We start from the raw sequence: 24,043 nt of genomic DNA, 5'->3' as shown, positions 1-24,043 counted from the left end.
TGTGAGTACTATTGAGAAAAGTTGGTACCAGAATAAAAGCTTGCTTACCTTATTACTACTCCCCTTGAGCGCATTATTTTGGGCACTAAGTACGCTACGACGGTGGTCATTTAAAGTCGGATTGAGTCACGCTTTTCGCGCTCATGTGCCAGTAATTGTGGTTGGTAATATTGGTATTGGCGGCAATGGTAAAACCCCTTTTGTGTTATGGCTAGTACCATATTTACGCTCTTTAGGCTTGGAAGTTGCGGTGATCAGCCGAGGGTATGGGTCTAAAGCACCGTATTATCCCTTTTTGGTAACACGGGATAGCACAGTAGAAGAAGCGGGTGATGAGCCATTTTTGCTCGCTTCAAGATTAGATTGCCCGGTAGTTATTGGTGCTGATAGACAGGCCAGCTGTGCGCTTATAAAAAAGCGCTACAAGGTAGATGTTATTATCTCTGATGATGGTTTACAGCACTACAAAATGCACCGCGACATAGAGCTGTGTGTCGTTGATTCGCAGCGCCGTTTTGGCAATGGCTGTTTAATTCCCGCAGGCCCACTTAGAGAATTACCAAGCAGATTGAATAGCGTTGATTTGGTGGTTGAAAACGGTGGCGACGCACCGTTGAGTTACACATTGATGCAAACAGGTATCTACGGTGTTTGTAATAACAAGCTTGCTGAGCAATACCCGCAGCAAGGGGTTGCGATTAGTGCGATTGGTAATCCGCAGCGATTTGAAAACAGCCTTAGAGCACTTGGCATTAAAATATTGGATACTCACCACTTTAGAGATCATCACGCCTACACTGTTGCTGACTTTAAAGCGTATGCTGCCCACGCTATATTTATGACAGAGAAAGATGCCGTAAAATGTCAGGCATTTGCTAGAGACAACTGGTACTATTTGCGCGTAGATGCAAAGCCAAGTGAAGCTTTGCAATCATCCATAAAACAAATTTTAAAACAAAAAGAGATTTATCATGGCGTTTGATAGAAAGTTACTTGAGATTTTGGCATGCCCAGTGTGTAAGGGTAAGCTTCAATACGATAAAGAAAACAGTGAACTTATTAGCACAGCAGCAAAGCTTGCTTATCCAATTCGTGATGATATCCCTGTATTACTTGAAGATGAAGCGAGAGAGTTAAGTTCAGACGAAGTAGAAAAGTGGCATGCATAGTGGTGGTTTTGTTTGCTCCTTTCATTTAGAAAATCGCTGCAACTAGCATGAACAATATAGAATTAGTTGCAGATGAAGCCGATTATGTTGTCGCTCACAAAACCGCGGGAAGCAGTTTTCATAGTGAGAGTGATATTGGCTTTGTTGTGCAACTTGAAAGGCAGCTTGGCATTAAATTGTATGCGGTACATAGGCTTGACAAGGTTACATCGGGATTACTGATACTTGCCAAGTCAAGTGCTGCGGCGAATGGCCTTAGCCAATTGTTCGCACATAGAGAGATTGATAAAGCTTATCTTGCTTTAATCACAGACAAGCCGAAGAAAAAACAGGGCTGGATTAAGGGCGATATGGGGAAAGCTCGTCGAGGCGCTTATAAGCTCCTGAAAACCTGTGATAATCCGGCACTAACAAGGCTTTATAGTATGAGCCTTGAACCGGGTTTGAGAGCATGTATTTTAAAACCGTTCACAGGTAAAACCCATCAATTGAGGGTTGCTTTAAAGAGTCTGTCTGCGCCCATCTTAGGTGATGAACTATATGGTGGGCAAAGCGCTGATAGAGTGTATTTGCATGCATACGCATTGCGATTCAATTGGCAAGGTGTTGTAAGGGAATACACGATAGAGCCTAGTCCTCAAGGGCACTTTGCAAAATTATTTCAACATGAGGAGTTTGCTAAATGGCAAAATCCTTGGCAGTTAGAGTGGTAGTATGACACAACAACAAACCCAATTACGTTTTGGTGGCATTGGTCGTTTATATGGTCAGCAACAATTAGCTTGGTTAAGTGAAGCTAAATTTTGTGTTGTAGGTATAGGTGGAGTAGGTAGTTGGGTAGCCGAAGCGCTTGCGCGCACAGGTATAGGACATATCTGTTTAATTGACTTAGATGATATTTGCGTAACGAATGTCAATCGTCAAATCCACGCATTGTCATCGTCTATTGGTGAGCAAAAAATTGAAGCTATGCGTGATAGATTAAAGGAAATAAACCCTCACTGTGACGTGCAATTAATTGATGATTTTATCACCTTGGATAACATTTCTGAGCATATCAATGACTTTGATTATGTTATTGATTGCATAGATGCAGTTAAAGAAAAAGCAGCGTTGATAGCTCACTGCAAACGTCGTAAAATCCCAGTTATAACCACCGGGGGAGCTGGTGGACAAACTGATCCAAGCCAAATTCAATTTGGCGACGTTGCTAAGACAACTCAAGATCCTTTGCTAGCAAAGGTCAGATATTTGCTTAGGAAAAACTACAATTACTCAACCAATCCGAAACGTAAATTTGGGGTGGATTGTGTTTATTCTACTGAGCAATTAGTTTATCCAACCGAAAGTGGCGAAGTGTGTATGGCCAAGCAGCAAGCTGATGGTAGCAAGAACATGGATTGTGCGACTGGGTTTGGCTCTGCAACTATGGTAACAGGTACATTTGGCTTTTTTGCTGCATCTAGAGCGATCCGTAAATACCTAGATAAGAAGGCTAAGCAAGTTAGCAGCTGAGCGAAAAGAGCGCTTAGTGATTTAACTCAGCGCTTATTTTTCAGTTTTTATTGCTCTCAAATTCATGGATTTATTACTTAACCTCAGCTGCACACAAACGAATTTGCCCAATAAAGCTATTTCGCACACTCTTTTCGTTATTTTCACGAGGTTACAACGTCTCCATTGTGAGCCATCAAAACTCTTATCTGCAGCTGAGGTTACTTAACCCACACGCACACGGCGCTTTCATCTGTGTCAAATTTGGCTTTTAGATGATGATTATCAGTGAATTCTACAGTCGTTTCATATTGCTCTGTATTGTTTACAAAATCAGCTATAAACTCCGGCGTTATAACGCCCAAAACATCCTGAATTTTTTTCGCTTGGACGCTCACAGGTTTTATCATCATCGTGTCGCTATCAATAAAGTGTATTGTCCCGCTCAGTGTATAATTGAAGTTAGCAGCGTCTGGTGAAGCCCCTTCACCAGATAACTTTATATAACCGAATTGATGTAAGTGTTTTTTGTTTTTGTCGAGCGCAAATTTATATTTTAACTCGTAGATTAAGCCTCCCTCGACCATAAATTGCCAAGTGCCATATAGCTGCTCCATTGAAGCGGCACTACACAGAGGCGCAATGCATAAAATTAAGATGGGTAATCGTTTCACAAAAGCTCCTTTTATCGAAAACGTGCTAAGTGAAAAGCTTATTAGAATAAATGTTTGTTTCGAGTAAAAGCGCTACTGCTCAGGTCGTTAATGCGGGCAATGTTAGTAACATTGCCACATTTTTGCATTTAGAACCGTTCGAGAAGGCAGGTTTGGCTGGTGCGTTGGTATGAAATGTCGGTCTTTAAGCCCATTTAGCAGCTTGTTGTTGGATAGTATCCACAATGGCCTTGATGCCGTTACCTCTAGATGGACTAAGGTGTTTGATTAAGCCCAATTTCTCAAACTCACTGTAAGCATCTACCTTTGCAGCGTCCATCGGTGTTCTTGCGTTATATATGGCTAGCACAATGACAAGTAGGCCTTTGACAATACGGGTATCCGAGTCACCAACTAACACTAGGTGTTGCTGTTGTTCGTCTAAGTCAATATGCAGCCATACATTACTTTCGCAGCCGCGAACACGCGCTTCATCCGTTTTAAGTACGTCAGGCAAAGTGGGCAGTTTCTTCCCAAGTAACATGATCTCTCGGTAGCTTTGCTGCCAACTCGATGTATTTGACAATATGTCGTGAATTTCCTGATATGTCACAAATCTTACCCTTCGAGCAATGCAATACACTCGTGTAATGCGCTAATAAATCTATCAATGTCCGCTTTATTGTTATAAAACGCCAAACTAACGCGAATTGTACCGTTTAAGTTTAATGTTTGCATCAGTGGTTGCGTACAATGATGACCACTTCGAGCAGCAATACCGTAGCTGTTGAGCAGCATTGCCAAATCGTAATGATGTTCATTTTTGTAAGTAAAACTGGCGGTGCCAATGTTGTGTTTTAAGTCACCGTAGATTTTAATTCCCTCAATGCTTTGCAGCTTTTGTATGAGGTACTGATATAAGTCTTGTTCATATTGGTGTAGGGCACCGAAGTCGATAGCCTCTAGGTAATCTAGCGCTGCACCAAAACCCAATACCGCAGAAATATTAGGCGTGCCGGGCTCAAATTTAGCTGGCGCTTGTCTAAATGTGGTTTTGTCAAAGCTCACTGTTTCAATCATCTCCCCCCCAGTTTTATAAACGGGCAGGGCATTGAGTGCGTCGTATTTTCCATACAATACACCCAAACCAGTCGGTCCAAGTGCTTTGTGTGCAGATAGCACATAAAAATCACAGTCTAATTGGCGCAAGTTAGGGCGCAAATGCAAAAAGGCCTGAGCACCATCAATCAGCGTGATCGCACCAAATTCTTTTGCCTTGGCGATTAGTTTTTCAACCTCTTGTATATTTCCAAGCGTGTTTGAAGCATGGGAGCAAGCAAATATTTTAGGTTTCAATTGAGTTATTTTGCTTATCGCTTGCGTTGTTTCTATGCATCCCTGTTCATTAACAGGTATTACTTCTAACTTCGCTTTAGTACGCAGTGCAAGCTGTTGCCAAGGAACAATATTGGCGTGATGCTCAAGTGCCGTGATAAGAATGATGTCGTTTTGCGACAAATTTTGGGTTAAACCGGCCGCAACTAAGTTGATACTTTCTGTTGCGCCGCTAGTCCAGACTATTTCTGTTGCGTTTACGTGAAGAAAGTTAGCCATTTTTTCGCGCACTTTTTCATAGTTAAAAGTGGCTTTCTCGCTCAGCGTGTGTAAACCTCTATGTACGTTTGCGTTGTTTTTTGCATAAAAGCGATTAATTGCGTCGATCACCGTCTGAGGCTTTTGGCTGGTAGCACCTGAATCTAGATAGACTAAAGGATGACCTTCGATGGTCTGCTTTAAGGTTGGGAAGTCGTTTCTCAGCTGTGTGATATCACTCATGCAAAGGTCCTTAGCTAAATTGAGCGGCGATTTTAATTAGATTTTACATTAATGCCAATAAAAAAGGCCGCACTGGGCGGCCTTAATTCAGATAGAATGTACTTATCTATCAGAGGCAGCTTTGTAGTCACGCTGCGTATAGCCTGTATATAGTTGGCGAGGACGGCCAATTTTGTGACCTGCCTGAGACAACATTTCATCCCAATGTGAGATCCAACCAACAGTACGAGACATAGCGAAAATAACTGTAAACATACTGGTAGGAATACCGATAGCTTTCAAGATGATACCTGAGTAGAAATCTACGTTAGGGTATAGTTTCTTCTCGATGAAGTATGGGTCTTCCAACGCGATCTGTTCAAGTTTCATTGCTACATCTAATAATGGGTCTTGAATGTTTAGCTCTTTAAGTACTTCGTGACATGTTTCACGCATTACTGTTGCACGAGGATCGAAGTTTTTATAAACACGATGACCAAAGCCCATCAGGCGGAATGGGTCGTTCTTATCTTTAGCTTTTGCAACGTACTCATCGATACGATCTACTGAACCGATTTCTTCTAGCATGTTCAAACATGCTTCGTTTGCACCGCCATGAGCAGGACCCCAAAGAGATGCTATACCCGCAGCAATACAAGCATAAGGGTTTGCACCTGAAGAACCAGCTAGACGTACAGTTGACGTTGAAGCATTTTGCTCATGGTCAGCGTGAAGCATGAAAATTTTATCCATCGCTTTTGCTAGGATAGGATTCACCTTGTAGTCCTCTGCTGGTACAGAGAACATCATGTGTAAAAAGTTTTCTGCGTAGCTTAAATCGTTGCGAGGATATACGAACGGTTGACCAACGTTGTACTTGTACGCCATCGCTGCAATTGTTGGTAACTTAGCGACTAAACGTACGGCACTGCGATGACGCTGATCTGCGTCTGAGATGTCTAAATCGTCATGGTAGAAAGATGACATAGCACCTACTACACCACAAAGCATTGCCATTGGGTGAGAATCGACGCGGAACCCTTGGAAAAATACCGCGATTTTTTCGTGCAACATGGTGTTGCGTGTGATCTCATCTGCAAATTCAGCATGTTGTTCAGCTGTCGGTAACTCACCTTTTAGTAAAAGATAACAAAGTTCGATGTAGTTAGATTTTTCTGCAAGCTGTTCAATTGGGTAGCCGCGGTGTAACAATACGCCTTTCCCGCCGTCAATGTAGGTGATAGATGACTCGCATGAACCGGTAGACATAAAACCTGGGTCATATGTGAAATGGCCGTGTGCGCCCAAAGTGCGAACGTCAATTACATCTTGGCCGGCTGTGCCTGAGTAAATCGGAAGTTCAATCGGATCGTGACCTTCAATATGTACTGTGGCTTTTTTATCTGCCATCTATTTATCTCCTATGAAATAACAATTCTGATTGTTATGTTGTGATACTAATGTTAAGCAAATTCCGATCATTTTAACGTAAAACTGGGGTAGAAAGTCAATTTTTCTAAGAATTATGCAAATATGTATAATAAATATTCTGTTTAGATTAAATATTATACCATTGGCTAATTCGCAACCGTCTCAATCTAAACAAGAATTGTAAAAGCGCGCACGGCCTTATATACTGTCAAAGGTTTTATACCGTATCGTCTGTGGGTAAACCTATTTTTACGAAAAATGATCGTTTTTTTGGAAAAACAGGTTTATTTAGAGTGTGCCATTTGTGCATGTGGTGCAAATGGGTTTTATAAAAACAAGTAGATGAGCTCCTTTGTGGGCAAGATGGGCAAGTAACTGTGAAAAAGCAAAGACCTGTAAATCTAGATCTTACGACTATATCGATGCCGGCAACGGCTAAAGCGTCGATTCTACACCGTGTAACGGGTGTAGCATTATTCTTCGCTTTAACTTTTGTCATTTGGGCTTGGTCTGAGTCTCTTTCTTCTCCTGAAGGTTTTGAATTTGTAAAAGGCTTATTTAGTGGCTTTATTGCAAAATTCATCGCGTGGGGCACCGTCAGTGTTCTGGCATATCACTTAATCGGTGGTATCCGTCACATGATCCAAGACATGGGTCACTGGGAAGAATTAGAGTCTGGCAATAGCAGCGCTAAAATTGCAATTGCACTTTCTGTGGTAGTGGCAATTCTAGCAGGAGTGTGGATATGGTCTTAAATCAAGCAACTCTCAAGCGTGATGGCGTACAAGATTATGTGTCGTTGCGTACAACCGCATTAGTAATTGCAGCATATGCAGTATTTATTGTTGGTTATTTACTTCTTACTCCAGAACTAACATTCGAAGCATGGAAAGGTTTGTTCTCAAATCTCGCTGTTAAAGCAGCAACTATTGTTACTTTAGTATGCATTATGGTGCATACGCGTATCGGCCTTTGGCAGGTCTTAACTGACTATGTAAAGAGCTCAACGATGCGTTCAGTACTTGGCTTCGTTTTAAACTTAATGGCACTTGCTTACGTAGCAATTGGTCTGTTTGTTCTGTGGGGTGTTTAAGTGAAATACAATACTCGTGAATTTGATGCTGTAGTAATTGGTGCCGGTGGCGCTGGTATGCGTGCAGCACTTGCTATTTCTGAATCAGGCAAAACTTGTGCATTGATTTCTAAAGTTTTCCCAACACGTTCTCACACTGTATCAGCTCAAGGTGGCATCACTGTTGCGCTTGGTAACTCACATGAGGACAACTGGGAATGGCACATGTACGATACGGTTAAAGGGTCTGATTTTATCGGCGACCAAGACGCTATCGAATATATGTGTCAAACCGGTCCTGAAGCTATTACTGAATTAGAAAACATGGGCTTACCATTTTCTCGTTTTGAGAATGGCCGTGTTTATCAGCGTCCTTTCGGTGGTCAGTCGAAGAACTTCGGTGGTGAACAGGCTGCGCGTACAGCTGCAGCAGCAGACCGTACAGGTCACGCGTTGCTTCACCTTTTGTACCAACAAAACGTTAAAAATAAAACCAACGTTTTTTCTGAGTGGTACGCACTTGATCTAGTTAAAAACGATAACGGTGATGTAGTAGGTTGTACTGCAATCGATATCGAAACAGGTGAAGTTACTTATTTCAAATCTAAAGCGGTTGTGCTTGCTACAGGTGGTGCAGGGCGTATTTATGCGTCTACGACTAATGCACACATCAACACTGGTGATGGTGTTGGTATGGCGACTCGTGCTGGTATCGCGATGCAAGATATGGAAATGTGGCAATTCCACCCAACTGGTATCGCAGGTGCAGGTACGCTTGTAACTGAAGGTTGTCGTGGTGAAGGTGGTTACCTTCTAAACAAAGACGGTGAACGTTTTATGGAACGTTATGCGCCAAATGCTAAAGATTTAGCATCGCGTGACGTTGTTGCTCGCTCAATGATGACTGAAATTCGCGAAGGCCGTGGCTGTGATGGTCCTTGGGGTCCACACATCAAGCTTAAGCTAGATCACTTAGGTGAAGAAACACTTAACCTTCGTCTTCCAGGTGTTTGTGACCTGTCTAAGACATTCGCACACGTCGACCCTGCTAAAGAGCCAATTCCAGTAATCCCTACATGCCACTATATGATGGGTGGTGTACCAACTAACGTAAATGGTCAGGTATTAAGCGTTGACGAAAACGGCAATGGTAAACTAATTGAAGGTTTATTTGCTGTAGGTGAGATTGCGTGTGTATCAGTGCATGGTGCTAACCGTTTAGGTGGTAACTCTCTACTTGACCTTGTGGTATTTGGTCGTGCGGCTGGTAACTTCCTAGGCCAATACTTAGCAGATACGCAAATTTCTAAAGACGCTTCAAGCGATGATATCGATGCTGCTTTTGCGCGCTTCAACCGCTGGGAAAACTCAACCAAAGGTCAGGGCGAAGATCCGGTACAAATTAAGAAAGATTTGCAGCAGTGTATGCAGCTTAACTTCTCGGTATTCCGTGAAGGTGACTCTATGGCTGAAGGTTTACAACAGCTTAAAGAGATCCGCGAGCGCTTACAGCATGCACGCCTTGACGATAAGTCGACAGAGTTTAACACTCAGCGTATTGAATGCTTAGAGCTAGACAATCTGATGGAAACAGCATACTCAACAGCAGTTGCTGCAAACTTCCGTACAGAAAGCCGTGGCGCTCATTCTCGTTTTGATTACCCAGATCGTGATGATGAAAACTGGCTATGTCATACTGTTTACAACCCTGTGTCGGAAAGCATGAGCAAGCGTGAAGTTAACTACGCGCCTAAGACTCGTGAAGCATTCCCACCTAAAGCACGTACTTACTAGGAGCTAGACGATGGCAACTTTAGAATTTTCTGTTTATCGTTACAATCCTGATGTGGACAATGCACCACGTATGCAGGATTACACGCTTGAAGTAGAAGAAGGTCGTGACATGATGGTGTTGGACGCGCTTTTACTTCTAAAAGAGCAAGACCCAACTTTATCTTTCCGTCGTTCATGTCGTGAAGGTGTATGTGGTTCTGATGGTGTAAACATGAACGGCAAAAATGGCCTAGCGTGTATAACACCACTTTCATCACTACAAAAAAATGGTAAAGGTAAAATCATTCTACGTCCGCTACCTGGTTTACCAGTTATCCGTGACTTAGTTATTGATATGAGCCAATTTTATACTCAATATGAGAAAGTTAAGCCGTTCTTAATCAACGACAAACCAACAGGTGGTGTTGAGCGTCTTCAGTCAATTGAAGAACGCGAAGAGCTTGACGGCTTGTATGAGTGTATTTTATGTGCGTGTTGTTCAACGTCGTGTCCTTCGTTTTGGTGGAATCCAGACAAGTTCATCGGCCCAGCAGGTCTTTTACATGCTTATCGTTTCTTGGCTGATAGCCGCGATACTGCTACAGAAGAGCGTTTGGCAGACCTTGACGATGCGTTCAGCGTATTCCGCTGTCACGGTATCATGAACTGTGTTAGCGTATGTCCAAAAGGCTTGAATCCAACTAAAGCCATTGGTCAGATTAAATCTATGTTGTTAAATCGTTCGGTTTAAGACATATTTAAATCCTTAGATGGCATGCATACGCATGCCATCTTGTTATTAATTAAATTTCTGCGCTAGAGAAAAGGGCTAATAAATGCACGAAGGTGTGATGAAGGCATGGCTAGAATCTTCGCATTTGTACGGCGGAAACGTAGCTTATGTAGAAGAGCTGTATGAAGCGTATCTTGATGATGCGACTTCAGTGCCAGATGAATGGCGAGAAGTGTTTGATCAACTTCCAAAAGTTGATGGGGTGGATGTTGATGTTAAGCATTCACAGGTAAGGGAGCAATTTGCTGAACTTGCGAAAAACAAGCACAGAGAAGTAGTAGTTGCGGCGGATGGTTCATCCGATGCCAAGCAAGTTAGAGTACTGCAACTAATTAATGCATTTAGGTTTAGAGGCCATCAAAACGCTAATCTAGACCCTCTGGGTCTATGGAAGCGAGAAAGAGTTCGAGATTTAGAACTTGATTATCATGAACTAACTGATGCGGACTTAGACAAAGAATATAACGTTGGCTCTTTTGCATGTGGCAAAGAGACAATGAAACTAAAAGACTTATATGCTGCACTAAAAACCACTTACTGTGGTTCAGTTGGTGCGGAATATATGCACATCACTTCTACAGAAGAAAAACGTTGGTTACAGCAACGCCTAGAATCGACTTTCTCAAAGCCTCAATTTAGCAAAGAAACAAAACTACGTATTCTAAAAGGCCTAACAGCTGCTGACGGTTTAGAAAAATACCTTGGTGCCAAATTTCCAGGTGCGAAGCGTTTTTCGCTAGAAGGTGGTGATGCGCTAGTACCTATGCTCAAAGAGCTTATTCACCGTGCAGGTGAAAGTGGCCAACAAGAAGCTGTTATTGGTATGGCACACCGTGGTCGTTTGAATGTGCTAGTAAACGTGCTGGGTAAAAATCCGCAAGTTTTATTTGATGAATTCGCTGGTAAATATGGCGAATTAGCAGGTTCTGGTGACGTTAAGTATCACATGGGTTATTCATCTGACTTTGCTACGCAAGGTGGTGATGTTCACATGGCGTTGGCATTTAACCCGTCACACCTTGAAATTGTTAATCCAGTTGTTATGGGGTCTGTTCGTGCTCGTCTTGATCGATTAGGATGCAAAACTGGCTCAAAAGCACTCCCAATTACCATTCATGGTGACTCTGCAATTGCGGGGCAAGGGGTTGTACAAGAAACGTTTAACTTATCACAAACCCGTGCGTTTGGTGTAGGTGGTACAGTTCGTATCGTCGTAAATAACCAAGTTGGCTTTACTACATCGAAGCAAGAAGATGTGCGTTCAACAGATTACTGTACTGACATTGCAAAAATGGTTCAGGCGCCAATCTTCCACGTAAACTCAGATGACCCAGAAGCTGTAGCTTTCGTTACACAAATCGCATTAGATTTCCGTAACCAATTCCGTCGTGATGTTGTAATTGATTTGGTATGTTACCGCCGTCATGGTCACAATGAAGCTGATGAGCCTAATGCAACGCAGCCATTGATGTATCAAAAGATCAAAAAACACCCAGTTCCACGTCAAATTTATGCTGAGCAATTGGCGCTTGAAGGTGTTATCTCAGAAGGCGATGCGAAAGCACTTGCTGATGAATATCGCAACGGTCTAGATAATGGCCAGTGTGTTGTTGAAGAAATTAAGCCTGACACCAAGCATTCATCGGATTGGTCAAAGTTTGTTGGTCACGATTGGGATGTTGCTTACGAGCCAAAACTGTCGGTAGATACGCTAAAAGAGTTAGCACAGAAAGTTTCAACATATCCAGAAACGCATAAAGCTCAGTCTCGTGTTAAGAAAATTTATGACGATCGCCAGGCAATGGCAAAAGGCGAGAAGCAGCTTGACTGGGGGATGGCTGAGACACTGGCTTATGCAACGTTAGTTGATGAAGGTGTTGACATCCGTATGACAGGCCAAGATTCAGGTCGCGGGACATTCTTCCATCGTCATGCTGTTGTGCATAACCAACAAGACGGCTCAACGTATATTCCTTTACAAGATATTCATGAAAAGCAAGGTACATTTGAAGTGTACGACTCAGTGCTTTCTGAAGAAGCTGTATTGGCCTTTGAATATGGTTACGCTACAGCTGAGCCTACTTCATTGGTACTGTGGGAGGCACAGTTTGGTGACTTTGCAAACGGTGCACAAGTAGTATTTGACCAATTCTTAAGTTCAGGCGAACAAAAGTGGGGTCGTTTATGTGGCCTTACCATGTTGTTGCCTCACGGTTATGAAGGTCAGGGACCTGAGCACAGCTCAGCGCGTTTAGAGCGTTATCTGCAATTGTGTGCTGATCACAACATGCAGGTATGTGTGCCTTCAACGCCTGCACAAGTTTATGCCATGTTACGTCGTCAATCAGTACGTCCACTGCGTCGTCCACTGATTGTAATGACACCAAAATCATTGTTACGTCATCCACTCGCTGTGTCTTCACTTGAAGAGTTGGCAGATGGCGTATTCTATAACATGATTGATGAGATAGATGATATCGACCCGGCTAAAGTTGAGCGTGTTGTTTTCTGTAGCGGTAAAGTTTATTACGAATTACTACAAGAGCGTCGTAAGCAAGAATTAAACAATGTTGCTATTGTTCGCGTAGAGCAGTTATATCCTTTCCCACATCAGGAAATGGACGAGATCATGGCTCGTTATCAGCACGTAAAAGACTTTGTTTGGTGTCAAGAAGAGCCGCAAAACCAAGGTGCTTGGTACTGCTCTCAGCACCATTTCTGGGATGCAATTCCAGTAGGTGCAAACCTAACTTATGCTGGCCGTAAAGCATCGGCAGCACCAGCGTGTGGCTACATGTCAACACATACTAAAGAACAAAACGCGTTAGTTGCTGACGCATTAACAATTAAAAATAAGGGATAAGAGATGACAACCGAAATTAAGGTTCCTGTTCTTCCTGAGTCAGTTGCAGACGCCACGGTAGCAACTTGGCACGTTAGCGTTGGTGATACCGTCAGTCGTGACCAAAACCTTGTAGATATCGAAACAGACAAGGTTGTACTAGAAGTTGTAGCACCAGAAGATGGCGTGATCACTGAAATTAAAGAAGTGGATGGTGCAACGGTTCTTGGCGAACAAGTTATCGCAATTTTAGGTGCTGCTGGCGATAAGGCTAGTGCACCAGCTCAATCAAATGAACAACCAGCAGCGTCTTCATCGGCGCCAGCAGCAGAAGGTAAAGAAGTGGACATTAAAGTACCTGTACTTCCAGAGTCTGTAGCAGATGCTACGATCGCAACTTGGCATGTTCAACCAGGTGAAGCGGTGAGCCGTGACCAAAACCTAGTTGATATTGAAACTGATAAAGTAGTTTTAGAAGTGGTTGCGCCAGAAGATGGCGTGATGGGTGAGCATATTCATGCCGAAGGTGAAACTGTACTTGGCGACCAAGTAATAGGTAAAATCCTAGCTGGTGGTGCACCAGCTGCATCAGCACCTACAGCACAAGCAGCGCCGGCTGCAGTAGAAGAAAGCTCAGATGTGTTAACGCCATCAGTGCGTCGTTTGATCGCTGAGAAAGGTCTTGATGCTTCTAAGATCAAAGGCTCTGGTAAAGGCGGTCGTATCACCAAAGAAGATGTGGATGCATTCTTAAAATCTGCACCAGCAGCAAAGCCTGCGTCAGCGCCAGCTGCTGCAGCACCTGCAGTCGCTTTAGGTGAGCGTACGCAAAAACGTGTACCAATGACTCGTTTACGTAAGACAATCGCAAACCGTTTACTTGAAGCGAAAAACTCAACAGCGATGTTGACCACTTTCAACGAAGTAAACATGAAACCTATCATGGACCTTCGCAAGCAGTACCAAGAGGTATTTGAAAAGCGTCATGGCATTCGTTTAGGTTTTATGTCTTTCTACGTGAAAGCGGTAACTGAAGCACTTAAACGTTTCCCTGAAGTGAATGCATCAATCGACGGTGATGACATTGTTTATCACAACTACTTTGATATCAGCATCGCGGTATCTACGCCTCGTGGTTTAGTAACACCAGTTCTTCGTGACTGTGACAAACTGTCAGTCGCTGAAATTGAAAAAGGTATTCGTGAGCTAGCGCTTAAAGGTCGTGACGGTAAGCTAACTGTTGACGATATGACTGGCGGTAACTTCACTATTACTAACGGTGGTGTGTTCGGGTCATTACTATCAACGCCAATCATCAACTTACCACAGTCTTCAATCTTGGGTATGCACAAAATCCAAGACCGTCCAATGGCGGTAAATGGTAAAGTAGAAATTTTACCTATGATGTACTTGGCACTAAGCTATGATCACCGTCAAATCGATGGTAAAGAATCTGTAGGCTTCTTAGTTACAATTAAAGAGCTATTAGAAGATCCTACGCGTCTATTACTAGACGTTTAATCAATATTGATTAGATATTAAGCTGTATGTTCGTTCATACAGCTTTTTTTTTGCGCCTTTGGTCTAACTAGGGTTTTCATCGTACGCCTTGGGATCTATACTAGGAGCGCAATTTGGGATAGCTGATTATTTGCATAAATATTCAGCTTTTTTAGTATAAGAAATTGGATAAAGCATCATGAATTTGCATGAGTATCAGGCAAAACAACTATTTGCCGACTATGGTTTGCCAGTATCTGAGGGTTTCGCTTGTGATACACCTCAGGAAGCGGTAGAAGCAGCTGCTAAAATCGGCGGCGACAAATGGGTAGTTAAGTGTCAAGTACACGCCGGTGGCCGTGGTAAAGCGGGCGGTGTTAAGCTAGCTGATAGCAAAGAAGAAATTCGCGCATTTGCTGAAAACTGGTTAGGTAAAAACTTAGTTACTTACCAAACAGACGAAAAAGGTCAGCCAGTAGCTAAAATCTTAGTTGAAAGCTGTACAGACATCGCTAACGAATTATACCTAGGTGCTGTTGTAGACCGTGCAACTCGCAAAGTTGTTTTCATGGCATCTACTGAAGGTGGCGTTGAAATTGAGACTGTTGCTGAAGAAACACCAGAGCTAATTCATAAAGCTGAAATTGATCCACTAGTAGGCCCTCAGCCTTACCAAGGTCGTGAGTTAGGCTTTAAACTAGGTCTTAACCCAGCACAAATTAAACAGTTTGTTAAGATCTTCATGGGTCTTGCAACTATGTTTAACGATCACGATTTCGCATTATTAGAGATTAACCCTCTAGTTATTACTGATCAAGGCAACCTTCACTGTCTTGACGGTAAAATCGGTGTAGACGGAAACGCATTGTTCCGTCAGCCTAAGATCCGTGAATTCCACGATCCTTCACAAGAAGATGCGCGTGAAGCACACGCTGCAAGCTTCGAGCTTAACTATGTTGCTTTAGATGGTAACGTAGGTTGTATGGTTAACGGTGCAGGCCTTGCGATGGGTACTATGGACATCGTAAACCTACACGGTGGTAAGCCAGCTAACTTCCTAGACGTTGGTGGCGGCGCGACTAAAGAGCGTGTAGCAGAAGCATTCAAAATCATTCTTTCTGATGACAATGTTAAAGCAGTACTAGTTAACATCTTCGGTGGTATCGTGCGTTGTGACATGATCGCTGAAGGTATCATTGGTGCAGTTAAAGAAGTTGGCGTTCAAGTACCAGTAGTTGTACGTTTAGAAGGTACTAATGCTGAACTAGGTCGTGAAGTTCTAGCTAACTCTGACCTTGACATTATCGCTGCAGAATCACTAACAGATGCTGCTGAGAAAGTTGTTGCTGCTGCGGAGGGCAAATAATGTCTGTATTAATTAACAAAGATACTAAAGTAATCTGTCAGGGTTTCACTGGCGGTCAAGGTACTTTCCACTCTGAGCAAGCTATCCAGTACGGTACGCAAATGGTTGGTGGTGTATCTCCAGGTAAAGGTGGTCAAACTCACCTTGGTCTTCCTGTATTCAACACTGTACGTGAAGCTGTAGAAGCAACTGGCGCAACTGCATCAGTTATCTACGTACCGGCACCTTTCTGTAAAGATGCAATCTTAGAAGCTATCGATGCTGGCATCGAGCTTATCGTTTGTATCACTGAAGGTATCCCAACACTAGATATGGTTGACGTTAAAGTTAAGCTAGACCAAACTGGTGTTCGTATGATCGGTCCTAACTGCCCAGGTGTTATCACTCCGGGTGAAACTAAGATTGGTATCATGCCTGGTCACATCCACAAGCCTGGTAAAGTAGGTATCGTTTCTCGCTCTGGTACTCTAACGTACGAAGCGGTTAAACAAACTACTGATGCAGGTTTCGGTCAGTCAACATGTGTTGGTATCGGTGGTGACCCAATCCCTGGTACTAACTTCATCGACGTACTAGAAATGTTCCAAAACGATCCACAAACTGAAGCAATCGTAATGATTGGTGAGATCGGTGGTACAGCTGAAGAAGAAGCGGCAGAGTACATCAAGCACAACGTAACTAAGCCTGTAGTATCTTACATTGCTGGTGTAACTGCACCTGCTGGTAAGCGTATGGGTCACGCTGGTGCTATCATCGCTGGTGGTAAAGGTACGGCTGACGAGAAGTTCGCAGCACTTGAAGCGGCAGGCGTTAAGACTGTTCGCTCACTAGCTGATATCGGCTCTGCACTTAAAGAAAAAGCGGGTTGGTAATAACCAAAGCTTTTTAAAGTGATTATAAAATGCCAGTCCAATGACTGGCATTTTTTATGTGTATGTTTTTTCTTAAGAAGGCGATCCGTGCACAGATAAAGTTACCATCAAAGAGAAGCTTCACCTACCATAAAACTTCAGCTACGAAGTATACCACGCAGCCCAACACAGCATGAATTATATAGTTTAACGACAATGCTCATCTACTTTACGTAAATGCTTGGCCATTCTTACGTAAGCGGTAGGTTGCATTTTACGTAAAGGTAAGGTGTCTCTGTCTGCATTGTAATAAATCTAACATTTTGACTTTTAATTATTTCTGATGAGTGAGTCGTTTAGGATAAGAGCTGATCTTGGTTTGATCTTGCAGTTTATGCATAAACACTTATACTGTTCAAATATACAGCGTTTGGTTTTTGGTGTGTATGAACGAGATAATTGACTTACTGCAGCATCGCCAATGGCTATGGCAAGGGTGTGAGCAGACTCAATCCTTTGAACGTGTGAGTACAGGTATTAGTTTACTTGATGAGCAGCTACATGGCGGTTTACCTCAACAAGGTGTGGTTGAAGTACAATCGCCAAGTGGTATTGGCGAGTTACAGATTTGGTTGCCTTATTTGCAAACAAAAAAAGACTTAACCGTATTTATTAATCCACCGGCTCATGTTAATGCGCATCAGTTATATCATTTGGGTTTTGATAATAAACAGCTGTTACTCATTCAACCAACATCCGCCAAAGAAGCTCTTTGGGCCAGTGAGCAATGCTTAAAAAGTCACGCCTGTAGTAGCGTATTGTTATGGCATAACACATTAGCAATATCGCAATCCAAGCGATTGCAGCTTGCTTCAGAGCATGGTAAAGCGTCACTTTTTCTATTTCGCTCACCCAAAGAACAACATTTTTCATTACCCGTTACGCTATGCTTGGAACTATCGGCTCATAAGCAAGGCATAGCAGTCAAAATTAAAAAGCAAAAAGGGGGCAGACCTAAAAGTACCTTTGTTCTTAATTTAGAGGATTATTGGCCACAGCTGGCGTCTGCACCGCTAGAAAGCAGCAATGTAATGCCTTTTCCATCAGCATTTGGGATAGCTAAATGACATTATGGCTATATATTCACTTTGAACATTTGCAGCTAGATAGCTTGCTTTCAGAGCAAAACAATCCTGCTATTGTAGTGGTAAATAGCCATACCAATCAGGTTATGCAGGCGTCTCATCGCGCATTCCAAGCAGGTATTAAATTGGAAATGGGATTGGCCAGTGCCGCGAGTTTGTGTGAAAACTTACAGGTAGTTGCCTATGATGCGGCTTTAGAAAACGCGAAGTTGCAAGAGGTTGCGAGCTGGCTGTACTTAGTGACAGCTGATATCAGTTTGTTTCCACCTAACGGTATTGTACTAAAGGTCACTAACATGCTGTCTTTGTACAAAAGTTTAGATAACTACTGGCATCATGTGCAAAATCATTTAGCTGATTTAAAGCTCAGCTATCGCTTTGCAACAGGTTATTCGGTACTGGGCGCTAGATTACTTGCGCAAGGTAAAAAAAATCTTGTTACTGACAATATGCAAACATTGATGCAAGAGATTAAAAGCTTCAATTTGCAATGCACAGAGTTATCTCAAAGTACATGTGAAAAATTACTGCGTGTGCGCATTGTATCAGTGGCGCAATTATTGAGTATTCCTATTGCAGATTTAGCCAAACGATTTGAGATTGAGTTAGTACAATACATAGGGCGCCTAAAAGGCGAGTTGCAACATCCTTTAACTTACTATGTGCCTGCCTTGGTGTTTTCTCGCCAGTTGATTTTATTATATGAATTAGAAAACTTGCAGTGGCTGACAAAACCGTTAGGTAAGTTACTACAGCAGTTAGAGTTGTTTTTAAGGCATCGTAATAAACTTGCGATGCAAATTATTTTAGAGTTGCAATTAAGAGATGAACAACCTCTTTTTCTGCAAGTGGCAGCAGCGAAAGGAGAAAGCAGCGCGCAAACTTGGCAGTCACTTTTAGAGTTAAAACTTTCTAATATTAATTTATCGTCGCCAGTACAAGCTATCTCATTATCGGTAAAAGATTTTGAGGATAATACATATGAGAGTCAGTCGCTATTTGAGCCTGAACGTTCGGGAATAGACGGTGCTGAGCTAATAGCAAGATTACAGGCTAAGTTAGGTGAGCAAGCGGTTTATGGCTTTGAGGTTTATGCTGATCATCGGCCTGAGCGTTCATTTTCTTCAAGCCAGCCTTTATCTGACAGTGCTAGGTTACAGCGTATGCCAAAGCAGCAAAGACCAAGTATGTTGTTGCCCCATGCAGTACCTCTGCAAGAAAAAGTAACCATTTATTGGGGACCTGAAAGGGTCAGTACAGGCTGGTGGGATAACTATGCTATAGAGCGTGATTATTACATTGCTCGTAATGAGCAAGGTCAGTGGTTATGGGTTTTCAAAGAGTCATCACAGCGCTGGTTTGTGCACGGATTGTTTTGCTAGCGAGGAGCTTCAGCTGGAGGCGTTAAATAACAAAACACCTCCAACATGACGGTTATTTTATGACTTATGTACTCTTCGGTCTTCGTAGGCACTAAAGCTCTTTTGATAAAAGCGTAGTGGCCATGTGTGGTAGGGAATAAACACTCTAGGTAATGTGAACAAATCAGAATAGACGCCATTGTAGTTAGCTCTGCCACGGATAGTTGTGGTTGCTGTTTTATAACCGGCAGCTTTAACTTGTTCGATATTATGCTGATTAAAGTGACCGTATGGATAGCAAAAATCAGATACTTCTGTTTGAAACATGCTTTCAAGAGTCTGCTTACAACCTGAGATTTCTATATCTGCATCAGGCTCACTGATTTTGTCTAAATGCACATGGTTTTTAGTATGTGCGCCTATATCTTGTCCATAGCTAAGCCATTGCTTTATCTCTTGCTCATTCATTAACGGGTTCGAGTCTATGCTCTTATGTTTATCCCAAACATTATGTTGTCCAATGAGGTCACTCACAACGTATAGCGTGGAACTAAAGCCAAGGCGTTGCAGCAAAGGAGCGGCATGAGTTAAATTGTTTAAATACCCATCATCAAAGGTCAGTCCTACTACTTTGCCTTGCTTTTCACCTCGAAGGTAAGGGGCTAACTGCTTCATACTCAGTGCTTTATAGCCAAGTATCTTAAGCATTTTCATATGATTACAAAAACGCTTAGGAGGCACATGTATACTGCGTAGCACAGTGCCTTTTTTCTTAATTGCTAAGCTGTGATACATCAAAATGGGGATAGCTTGAGTCATATTGCTTTGGTTCTTGAAGTTGTTTTAGGTGACTGAGTGAGTTTAGCGAATTTTTCTAATAAGAATGCCGCTAATGTTCTTCGCAAGCGAAGCTTAGGGTAGTACTGCAATTGAGTATCGAACGTGTAGTGTCCGTAATTGGCAAAAAATGCTTCAATGTTTGTTTGCGCAAAATATTTTCTGCCTTTATGAGAGTAATGGTGTACGTAGTTTTTTCCTTCAATTAGCTCGCCATCATTGCTTAACACTTGTGATATGGCAAATTGCTCTACTGTTCTTACCGTTGGTGCCCACTGGTGTAAAGCAACCAAAAGTTGGTCGGCTTTATCTACAAGTGTACGTTTGCTGGCGGTAATACCAACCATGAGAGAGCCCCACATATGATCTTGGTGTGATATTTGATAACCCTCGTCCCCTTCAAGCTTAATAGGGGATTGGTAGGACTCTCTATATTCGGTAAATTGTTTTTTTGTCAATGGTCCTTCATCTAAAAACATTAATGATTGATGGACATTGATTTTATCAAACAACCCATTGATATCTTTAGTTAAATAAGTGTCGGTATCTAACGCTAGAATTTTGTCATTGGCGCCAAGGTGTAAATTATCAATCGCATGAGCGAGTGCTCGGTTTTTAATTCGATAATGATAGCGGTTGTTTAATGACCAATCTAGCTTTAAAGCTGGTGTAATTGTGAAATGTGTTACTGGGTAGTTAGCAAAAAAATCGGGTTTTTCACTAATAACAACGACTTCAAGCTGACGATTGTTTTTACAGTGGTGAAGTACCGAGAGAATACTGGTTTTTACTCCTTGGTAATAGAGTAAGTCATCTCCATATGCGACATACAGCAACACCTGTCTTAATTGACTGTGTTGCCTTTCCTTATATTGAATAGGCATGGTTGCTTAATTCCTTTTCCTGATCCTTAAATTAACCCATATATTTTTGGCAAAAGTATGACTAAAGTGGTGAGTGGGCTAACTCTGTGCATGAACGCTTAAATGCGCAATCGGATTTTAAGACCTAGGCGTGTATAAAAGTATTTATAAAGCGTAAAAAAGTGTAGGAACTAAAAAGGGGACGTATAGAAGCAGTCACAATCAAATGAGTGTTATTAGCTAAAAGTTAAAGTCTCCTAAAGCAGGTTGTTATTGGAAAGTAGCTTATTGGGTTGCTAGGTGAAATGTGAATGGCAGTGGTGTTTTAATGCCACTGCCGCTGAGGTAGATTAGAAGCTAAAGGTCAATTTAGCGTAATAGGTCATACCATCAAAACCATAGGGTAGAGCGCGAAGTGGATAACGCATTGCCCCGTTAGTGATAAAGTTAAGCACTTCGTCTTCGCCCAGTTCGTCAGGTGTTTCATCAAATATGTTGTCGATACCAGCAGAGACGTTGATGTTATCGTTAAGCTGATAGCCTACATTTACATCAACTAAAACAGCAGACTCAACCACACTGGTATCTTGCCAGTCATTGGTTGGTGAGAGGAAATCAGGTAACACAATATGTTTACCAGCAAAGTAGCTTACTTCAGTTTTGCCAAAATAGTTAAATCTGAGTAATGAGCTCCATTTGTCTTGTTGATAGTCAAAAGTAAGCGTAGCGCGCTCTTGAGGCTGTCCGTGGGTTAAGAAAGAGCGTCTTTGCTCATCTAGTACGATACTCTCAGGAATACCTTGTGGCGTATTTACTCTATCAATTTCGGTCTTATTCTTGTTTGCTGCAAACGTAATATCAAGCGCGCCGCTTGCAACATCCACAGAATATGACGCAATCAAATCAACCCCCTTGGTGGTAGAGTCAAGTGAGTTTGAGAAAAAGTTGCCTTGCACCGCACCCGTTGCATTCAGTGCTGCATTGGCAGCAGGGAAGTTTTGCAGCTCGTCGCTATTTACCCCAATAAAGCTACCTAGATTGATACGGTCGTAAATCTTGATTTGATAAAAATCTAACGTAACAGACAAATCATTACTAACATCCCAAGCAAAACCTAAGTTGTAGTTATCGGATGACTCAAGCTTAAGGCCATCAACGCCTAGCGCAGCTGGGAATGGAGACCCCGCGGTTGCTGTATAAGAAGTTGCTAATGAGCCATCGCCACCTAAAGTAGTGGTAAATGCGGTATAGCCAGATTGCTGTAATGACGGGGCTCTAAAGCCAGTTGAGGCCGCTGCACGAACCGCAAAATCGTCGGTGACTTCATAGCGAGTTGCAAGCTTCCAGATGGTGTCATCGTTGGAATTCGACACATCTTCATAGCGAAGCGCAGCGCTTATTAGCCAATCCTCGTTTAACAGTGTTTCAGCTTCGATATAAATTGCATGGCTTGAACGATCTGCTTTGTTTGCTGCATCAGGTCTAAGCCCTTGATAAGCTTGGAAACCACAGTCAGCAAATACATCTGGATTGATAACCGATGGGAAGGAGCTATTCGCGTTTGCAATGCCACACGCATAAGAGGCTACTTCACCCGGTACAATTTCATAGTTCTCTTTACGGTACTCGGCACCCATTGACAAATAAATTGGCTCACCACCTGCAACATCAATAATGCCATTGATATCTAAGTTAGTGGTCCATTGGTCGAATCTAAAGCCACCCGAATAACCCCCCTTAGGGCCAGCATTGTTAGCAATATCTTGTGCAGTGGCATTGGGGTTTTCGGCTAAATACTGAGCTGCATACGACGCATTGATGGTGTTTGAAGACGAATAATCATATTGGTTTTCACCATATGTACTTGAGAAATCAAAGTTCCAATCTGGGCTGATCTCGCCTTTAAAACCAACAGCAAAAGATAAATCTTCTGCTTCATTATCTATTCTTGGTAAAAAGCCATCAGGGTAAACTTGCGGTACGTTGCGCTCTGCACGATTAAAGTCACGATAAAAGCCATTGCCAAATGCTGTGCGATTAGAAAAACCAGCAAATGAGTAAAGCTCATTATTGCCTATAGGTAAGGCGGCGTTATAAAACAGAGAAATAAATTCACTGTCTGAGTTACCTTGGCGCCAACGAACGGTTTGCGATAGCTCCCCAGGTTCAACGGTTGAAGAACCGCCAGTATCACGCTGCGCTCGATTTGTACCATCGGCATCACGGTATTCTAGTGAGAAGTTGATAAAGCCGCCTTCGTTGCCAATATCAAAGCCTCGGTTTAGGCCAAGCGAATAAGTGTCACCGTCACCTTCACCTGTTGAGCCTGCTTGCACAAACCCTGTGGTAACACCAGTACTGTCGTTCAGTGATAAGTTAATAACCCCAGCAATGGCGTCGGAGCCATAACGGGCTGCCGCACCATCTCTTAATATCTCAACATTTTTTAGCGCCATCAACGGAATTGAGTTCATGTCAGTACCTGCAGCGCCTGCGCCTACTGTGCCAGATAAGCCAAAAATAGCTTGTGTGTGGCGGCGTTTACCGTTAATCAATACCAGTGTTTGATCGGGCTGTAAGCCTCTTAATGTTGCAGGGCGGAATAAATCTGAACCGTCAGATACTTGTGTGCGACTAAAGTTAAAAGAAGGCGCGATAGATTGTAAGCTTTGCCCAAGTTCAGTAAAACCACCTTTATTAAGCTGCTCGGTGTCGAGTATATCAATCGGAGAGGTCGACTCAGTGGCAGTTCTGTTAGAAACTTTTGACCCCAGTACCGAGATCGTTTCGATATTTTTATCATTGGCTTGCTGTGCTACAGCGGTGGTACTGACTAATAGTGCCAGCGCTATTGGCGAGAGTTTAATAGATCCTGTCATAACTTTTTACTACTCTGTTGATGTTATATGTAATCGTTCTTAAGTAGGCTCGAAAGTGGCATAAAAAAAATGCCAATGCAATGATTTTGTTGTGAAAAAAGATAAGCCATTAGTCATATAAAATAATTATGAGTTTAAGATTGAGCTTTTAATCAATGACATAACGTTTATTTGTTAATGCCAACTTGGCAGGCGAGTT

General features: G+C 42.5%; 21 protein-coding genes. 14 read left to right on the top strand and 7 right to left on the bottom strand.

Translation table 11 applies throughout. From position 1 onward, the window contains the following. Position 1 precedes the first annotated feature (1 nt). From lpxK to tcdA, 4 genes are read left to right on the top strand one after another with little or no spacing between them, the layout of a single operon-like run. On the top strand, positions 2 to 982 hold the full coding sequence (gene lpxK / locus HG263_RS02205; RefSeq protein WP_171624444.1) for a tetraacyldisaccharide 4'-kinase: 981 nt from the start codon (positions 2 to 4) through the stop codon (positions 980 to 982). Continuing rightward, on the top strand, positions 972 to 1,169 hold the full coding sequence (locus HG263_RS02200; RefSeq protein ID WP_171624443.1) for a Trm112 family protein: 198 nt from the start codon (positions 972 to 974) through the stop codon (positions 1,167 to 1,169). Before lpxK ends, HG263_RS02200 begins: the two co-directional genes overlap by 11 nt. Before the next feature lie 47 nt (positions 1,170 to 1,216). Beyond that, a complete protein-coding gene (locus tag HG263_RS02195; protein ID WP_171624442.1) occupies positions 1,217 to 1,882 on the top strand; it encodes a TIGR01621 family pseudouridine synthase in 666 nt (221 codons plus the stop codon). A gap of 1 nt (position 1,883) precedes the next feature. Then, entirely contained in the window at positions 1,884 to 2,684 is an 801-nt protein-coding gene (gene tcdA / locus HG263_RS02190) for a tRNA cyclic N6-threonylcarbamoyladenosine(37) synthase TcdA (protein ID WP_171624441.1), read from the top strand. A 200-nt stretch (positions 2,685 to 2,884) separates the two neighbouring features. Here tcdA and HG263_RS02185 read toward each other — a convergent pair whose 3' ends face one another. From HG263_RS02185 to HG263_RS02170, 4 genes are all read right to left on the bottom strand, one after another. Next, complete coding sequence (locus tag HG263_RS02185; RefSeq protein ID WP_171624440.1) at positions 2,885 to 3,337, bottom strand: hypothetical protein; 453 nt, start codon at positions 3,335 to 3,337, stop codon at positions 2,885 to 2,887. A 184-nt stretch (positions 3,338 to 3,521) separates the two neighbouring features. Next, a complete protein-coding gene (locus tag HG263_RS02180) occupies positions 3,522 to 3,929 on the bottom strand; it encodes a SufE family protein (RefSeq protein ID WP_343043946.1) in 408 nt (135 codons plus the stop codon). A gap of 5 nt (positions 3,930 to 3,934) precedes the next feature. Continuing rightward, on the bottom strand, positions 3,935 to 5,152 hold the full coding sequence (locus HG263_RS02175; protein WP_171624439.1) for an aminotransferase class V-fold PLP-dependent enzyme: 1,218 nt from the start codon (positions 5,150 to 5,152) through the stop codon (positions 3,935 to 3,937). A 102-nt stretch (positions 5,153 to 5,254) separates the two neighbouring features. After that, a complete protein-coding gene (locus HG263_RS02170) occupies positions 5,255 to 6,541 on the bottom strand; it encodes a citrate synthase (protein WP_171624438.1) in 1,287 nt (428 codons plus the stop codon). 398 nt (positions 6,542 to 6,939) lie between these two features. Here HG263_RS02170 and sdhC point away from each other — a divergent pair, with 398 nt between their 5' ends. The 10 genes from sdhC (at position 6,940) to HG263_RS02120 (ending at position 19,286) form a co-directional block, all read left to right on the top strand. Beyond that, complete coding sequence (gene sdhC, locus HG263_RS02165; protein ID WP_070985301.1) at positions 6,940 to 7,317, top strand: succinate dehydrogenase, cytochrome b556 subunit; 378 nt, start codon at positions 6,940 to 6,942, stop codon at positions 7,315 to 7,317. Then, positions 7,308 to 7,655 (top strand): succinate dehydrogenase, hydrophobic membrane anchor protein, encoded by a 348-nt coding sequence (gene sdhD / locus HG263_RS02160; RefSeq protein WP_171624437.1) that lies wholly within the window; start codon positions 7,308 to 7,310, stop codon positions 7,653 to 7,655. Before sdhC ends, sdhD begins: the two co-directional genes overlap by 10 nt. After that, positions 7,656 to 9,428 carry a succinate dehydrogenase flavoprotein subunit gene (gene sdhA, locus HG263_RS02155; protein ID WP_171624436.1) on the top strand — a complete coding sequence of 591 codons (1,773 nt, stop codon included), beginning with the start codon at positions 7,656 to 7,658 and terminating at the stop codon, positions 9,426 to 9,428. It abuts the gene before it with no gap. A 10-nt stretch (positions 9,429 to 9,438) separates the two neighbouring features. Then, positions 9,439 to 10,158 (top strand): succinate dehydrogenase iron-sulfur subunit, encoded by a 720-nt coding sequence (locus tag HG263_RS02150; protein ID WP_171624435.1) that lies wholly within the window; start codon positions 9,439 to 9,441, stop codon positions 10,156 to 10,158. 85 nt (positions 10,159 to 10,243) lie between these two features. Continuing rightward, a complete protein-coding gene (gene sucA / locus HG263_RS02145) occupies positions 10,244 to 13,063 on the top strand; it encodes a 2-oxoglutarate dehydrogenase E1 component (RefSeq protein ID WP_171624434.1) in 2,820 nt (939 codons plus the stop codon). A gap of 3 nt (positions 13,064 to 13,066) precedes the next feature. Beyond that, positions 13,067 to 14,563, top strand: a complete 1,497-nt coding sequence (gene odhB, locus HG263_RS02140) for a 2-oxoglutarate dehydrogenase complex dihydrolipoyllysine-residue succinyltransferase (RefSeq protein WP_171624433.1) — start codon at positions 13,067 to 13,069, stop codon at positions 14,561 to 14,563. Positions 14,564 to 14,741: 178 nt separating this feature from the next. Further along, positions 14,742 to 15,908: an ADP-forming succinate--CoA ligase subunit beta gene (gene sucC, locus HG263_RS02135; RefSeq protein WP_105168408.1), complete on the top strand. Its 1,167-nt coding sequence runs from the start codon at positions 14,742 to 14,744 to the stop codon at positions 15,906 to 15,908. Beyond that, complete coding sequence (gene sucD, locus HG263_RS02130; RefSeq protein ID WP_105168407.1) at positions 15,908 to 16,780, top strand: succinate--CoA ligase subunit alpha; 873 nt, start codon at positions 15,908 to 15,910, stop codon at positions 16,778 to 16,780. Before sucC ends, sucD begins: the two co-directional genes overlap by 1 nt. 425 nt (positions 16,781 to 17,205) lie before the next feature. After that, positions 17,206 to 17,886, top strand: coding sequence for a translesion DNA synthesis-associated protein ImuA (imuA, locus tag HG263_RS02125; protein ID WP_171624432.1), 681 nt, complete (start codon positions 17,206 to 17,208; stop codon positions 17,884 to 17,886). Then, positions 17,883 to 19,286, top strand: a complete 1,404-nt coding sequence (locus HG263_RS02120; protein ID WP_171624431.1) for a Y-family DNA polymerase — start codon at positions 17,883 to 17,885, stop codon at positions 19,284 to 19,286. The genes imuA and HG263_RS02120 overlap by 4 nt, the downstream gene beginning before the upstream one ends. Before the next feature lie 57 nt (positions 19,287 to 19,343). On the opposite strand, the gene HG263_RS02115 is transcribed toward HG263_RS02120, so the two are convergent. The 3 genes from HG263_RS02115 to HG263_RS02105 all read right to left on the bottom strand — a co-directional run bounded on the left by HG263_RS02115 (position 19,344) and on the right by HG263_RS02105 (position 23,844). Then, positions 19,344 to 20,084, bottom strand: a complete 741-nt coding sequence (locus tag HG263_RS02115; protein WP_171624430.1) for a polysaccharide deacetylase family protein — start codon at positions 20,082 to 20,084, stop codon at positions 19,344 to 19,346. Further along, positions 20,081 to 20,986: a hypothetical protein gene (locus HG263_RS02110; protein ID WP_171624429.1), complete on the bottom strand. Its 906-nt coding sequence runs from the start codon at positions 20,984 to 20,986 to the stop codon at positions 20,081 to 20,083. Before HG263_RS02110 ends, HG263_RS02115 begins: the two co-directional genes overlap by 4 nt. 329 nt (positions 20,987 to 21,315) lie before the next feature. Beyond that, entirely contained in the window at positions 21,316 to 23,844 is a 2,529-nt protein-coding gene (locus HG263_RS02105) for a TonB-dependent receptor plug domain-containing protein (protein WP_171624428.1), read from the bottom strand. Positions 23,845 to 24,043: the final 199 nt, after the last annotated feature.

Source organism: Pseudoalteromonas caenipelagi, assembly GCF_013140855.1.
GTDB lineage: Bacteria > Pseudomonadota > Gammaproteobacteria > Enterobacterales > Alteromonadaceae > Pseudoalteromonas > Pseudoalteromonas caenipelagi.
The sequence above is the reverse complement of the archived record's forward strand: the minus strand, read 5'-3'. Positions and strand labels throughout refer to the sequence as shown.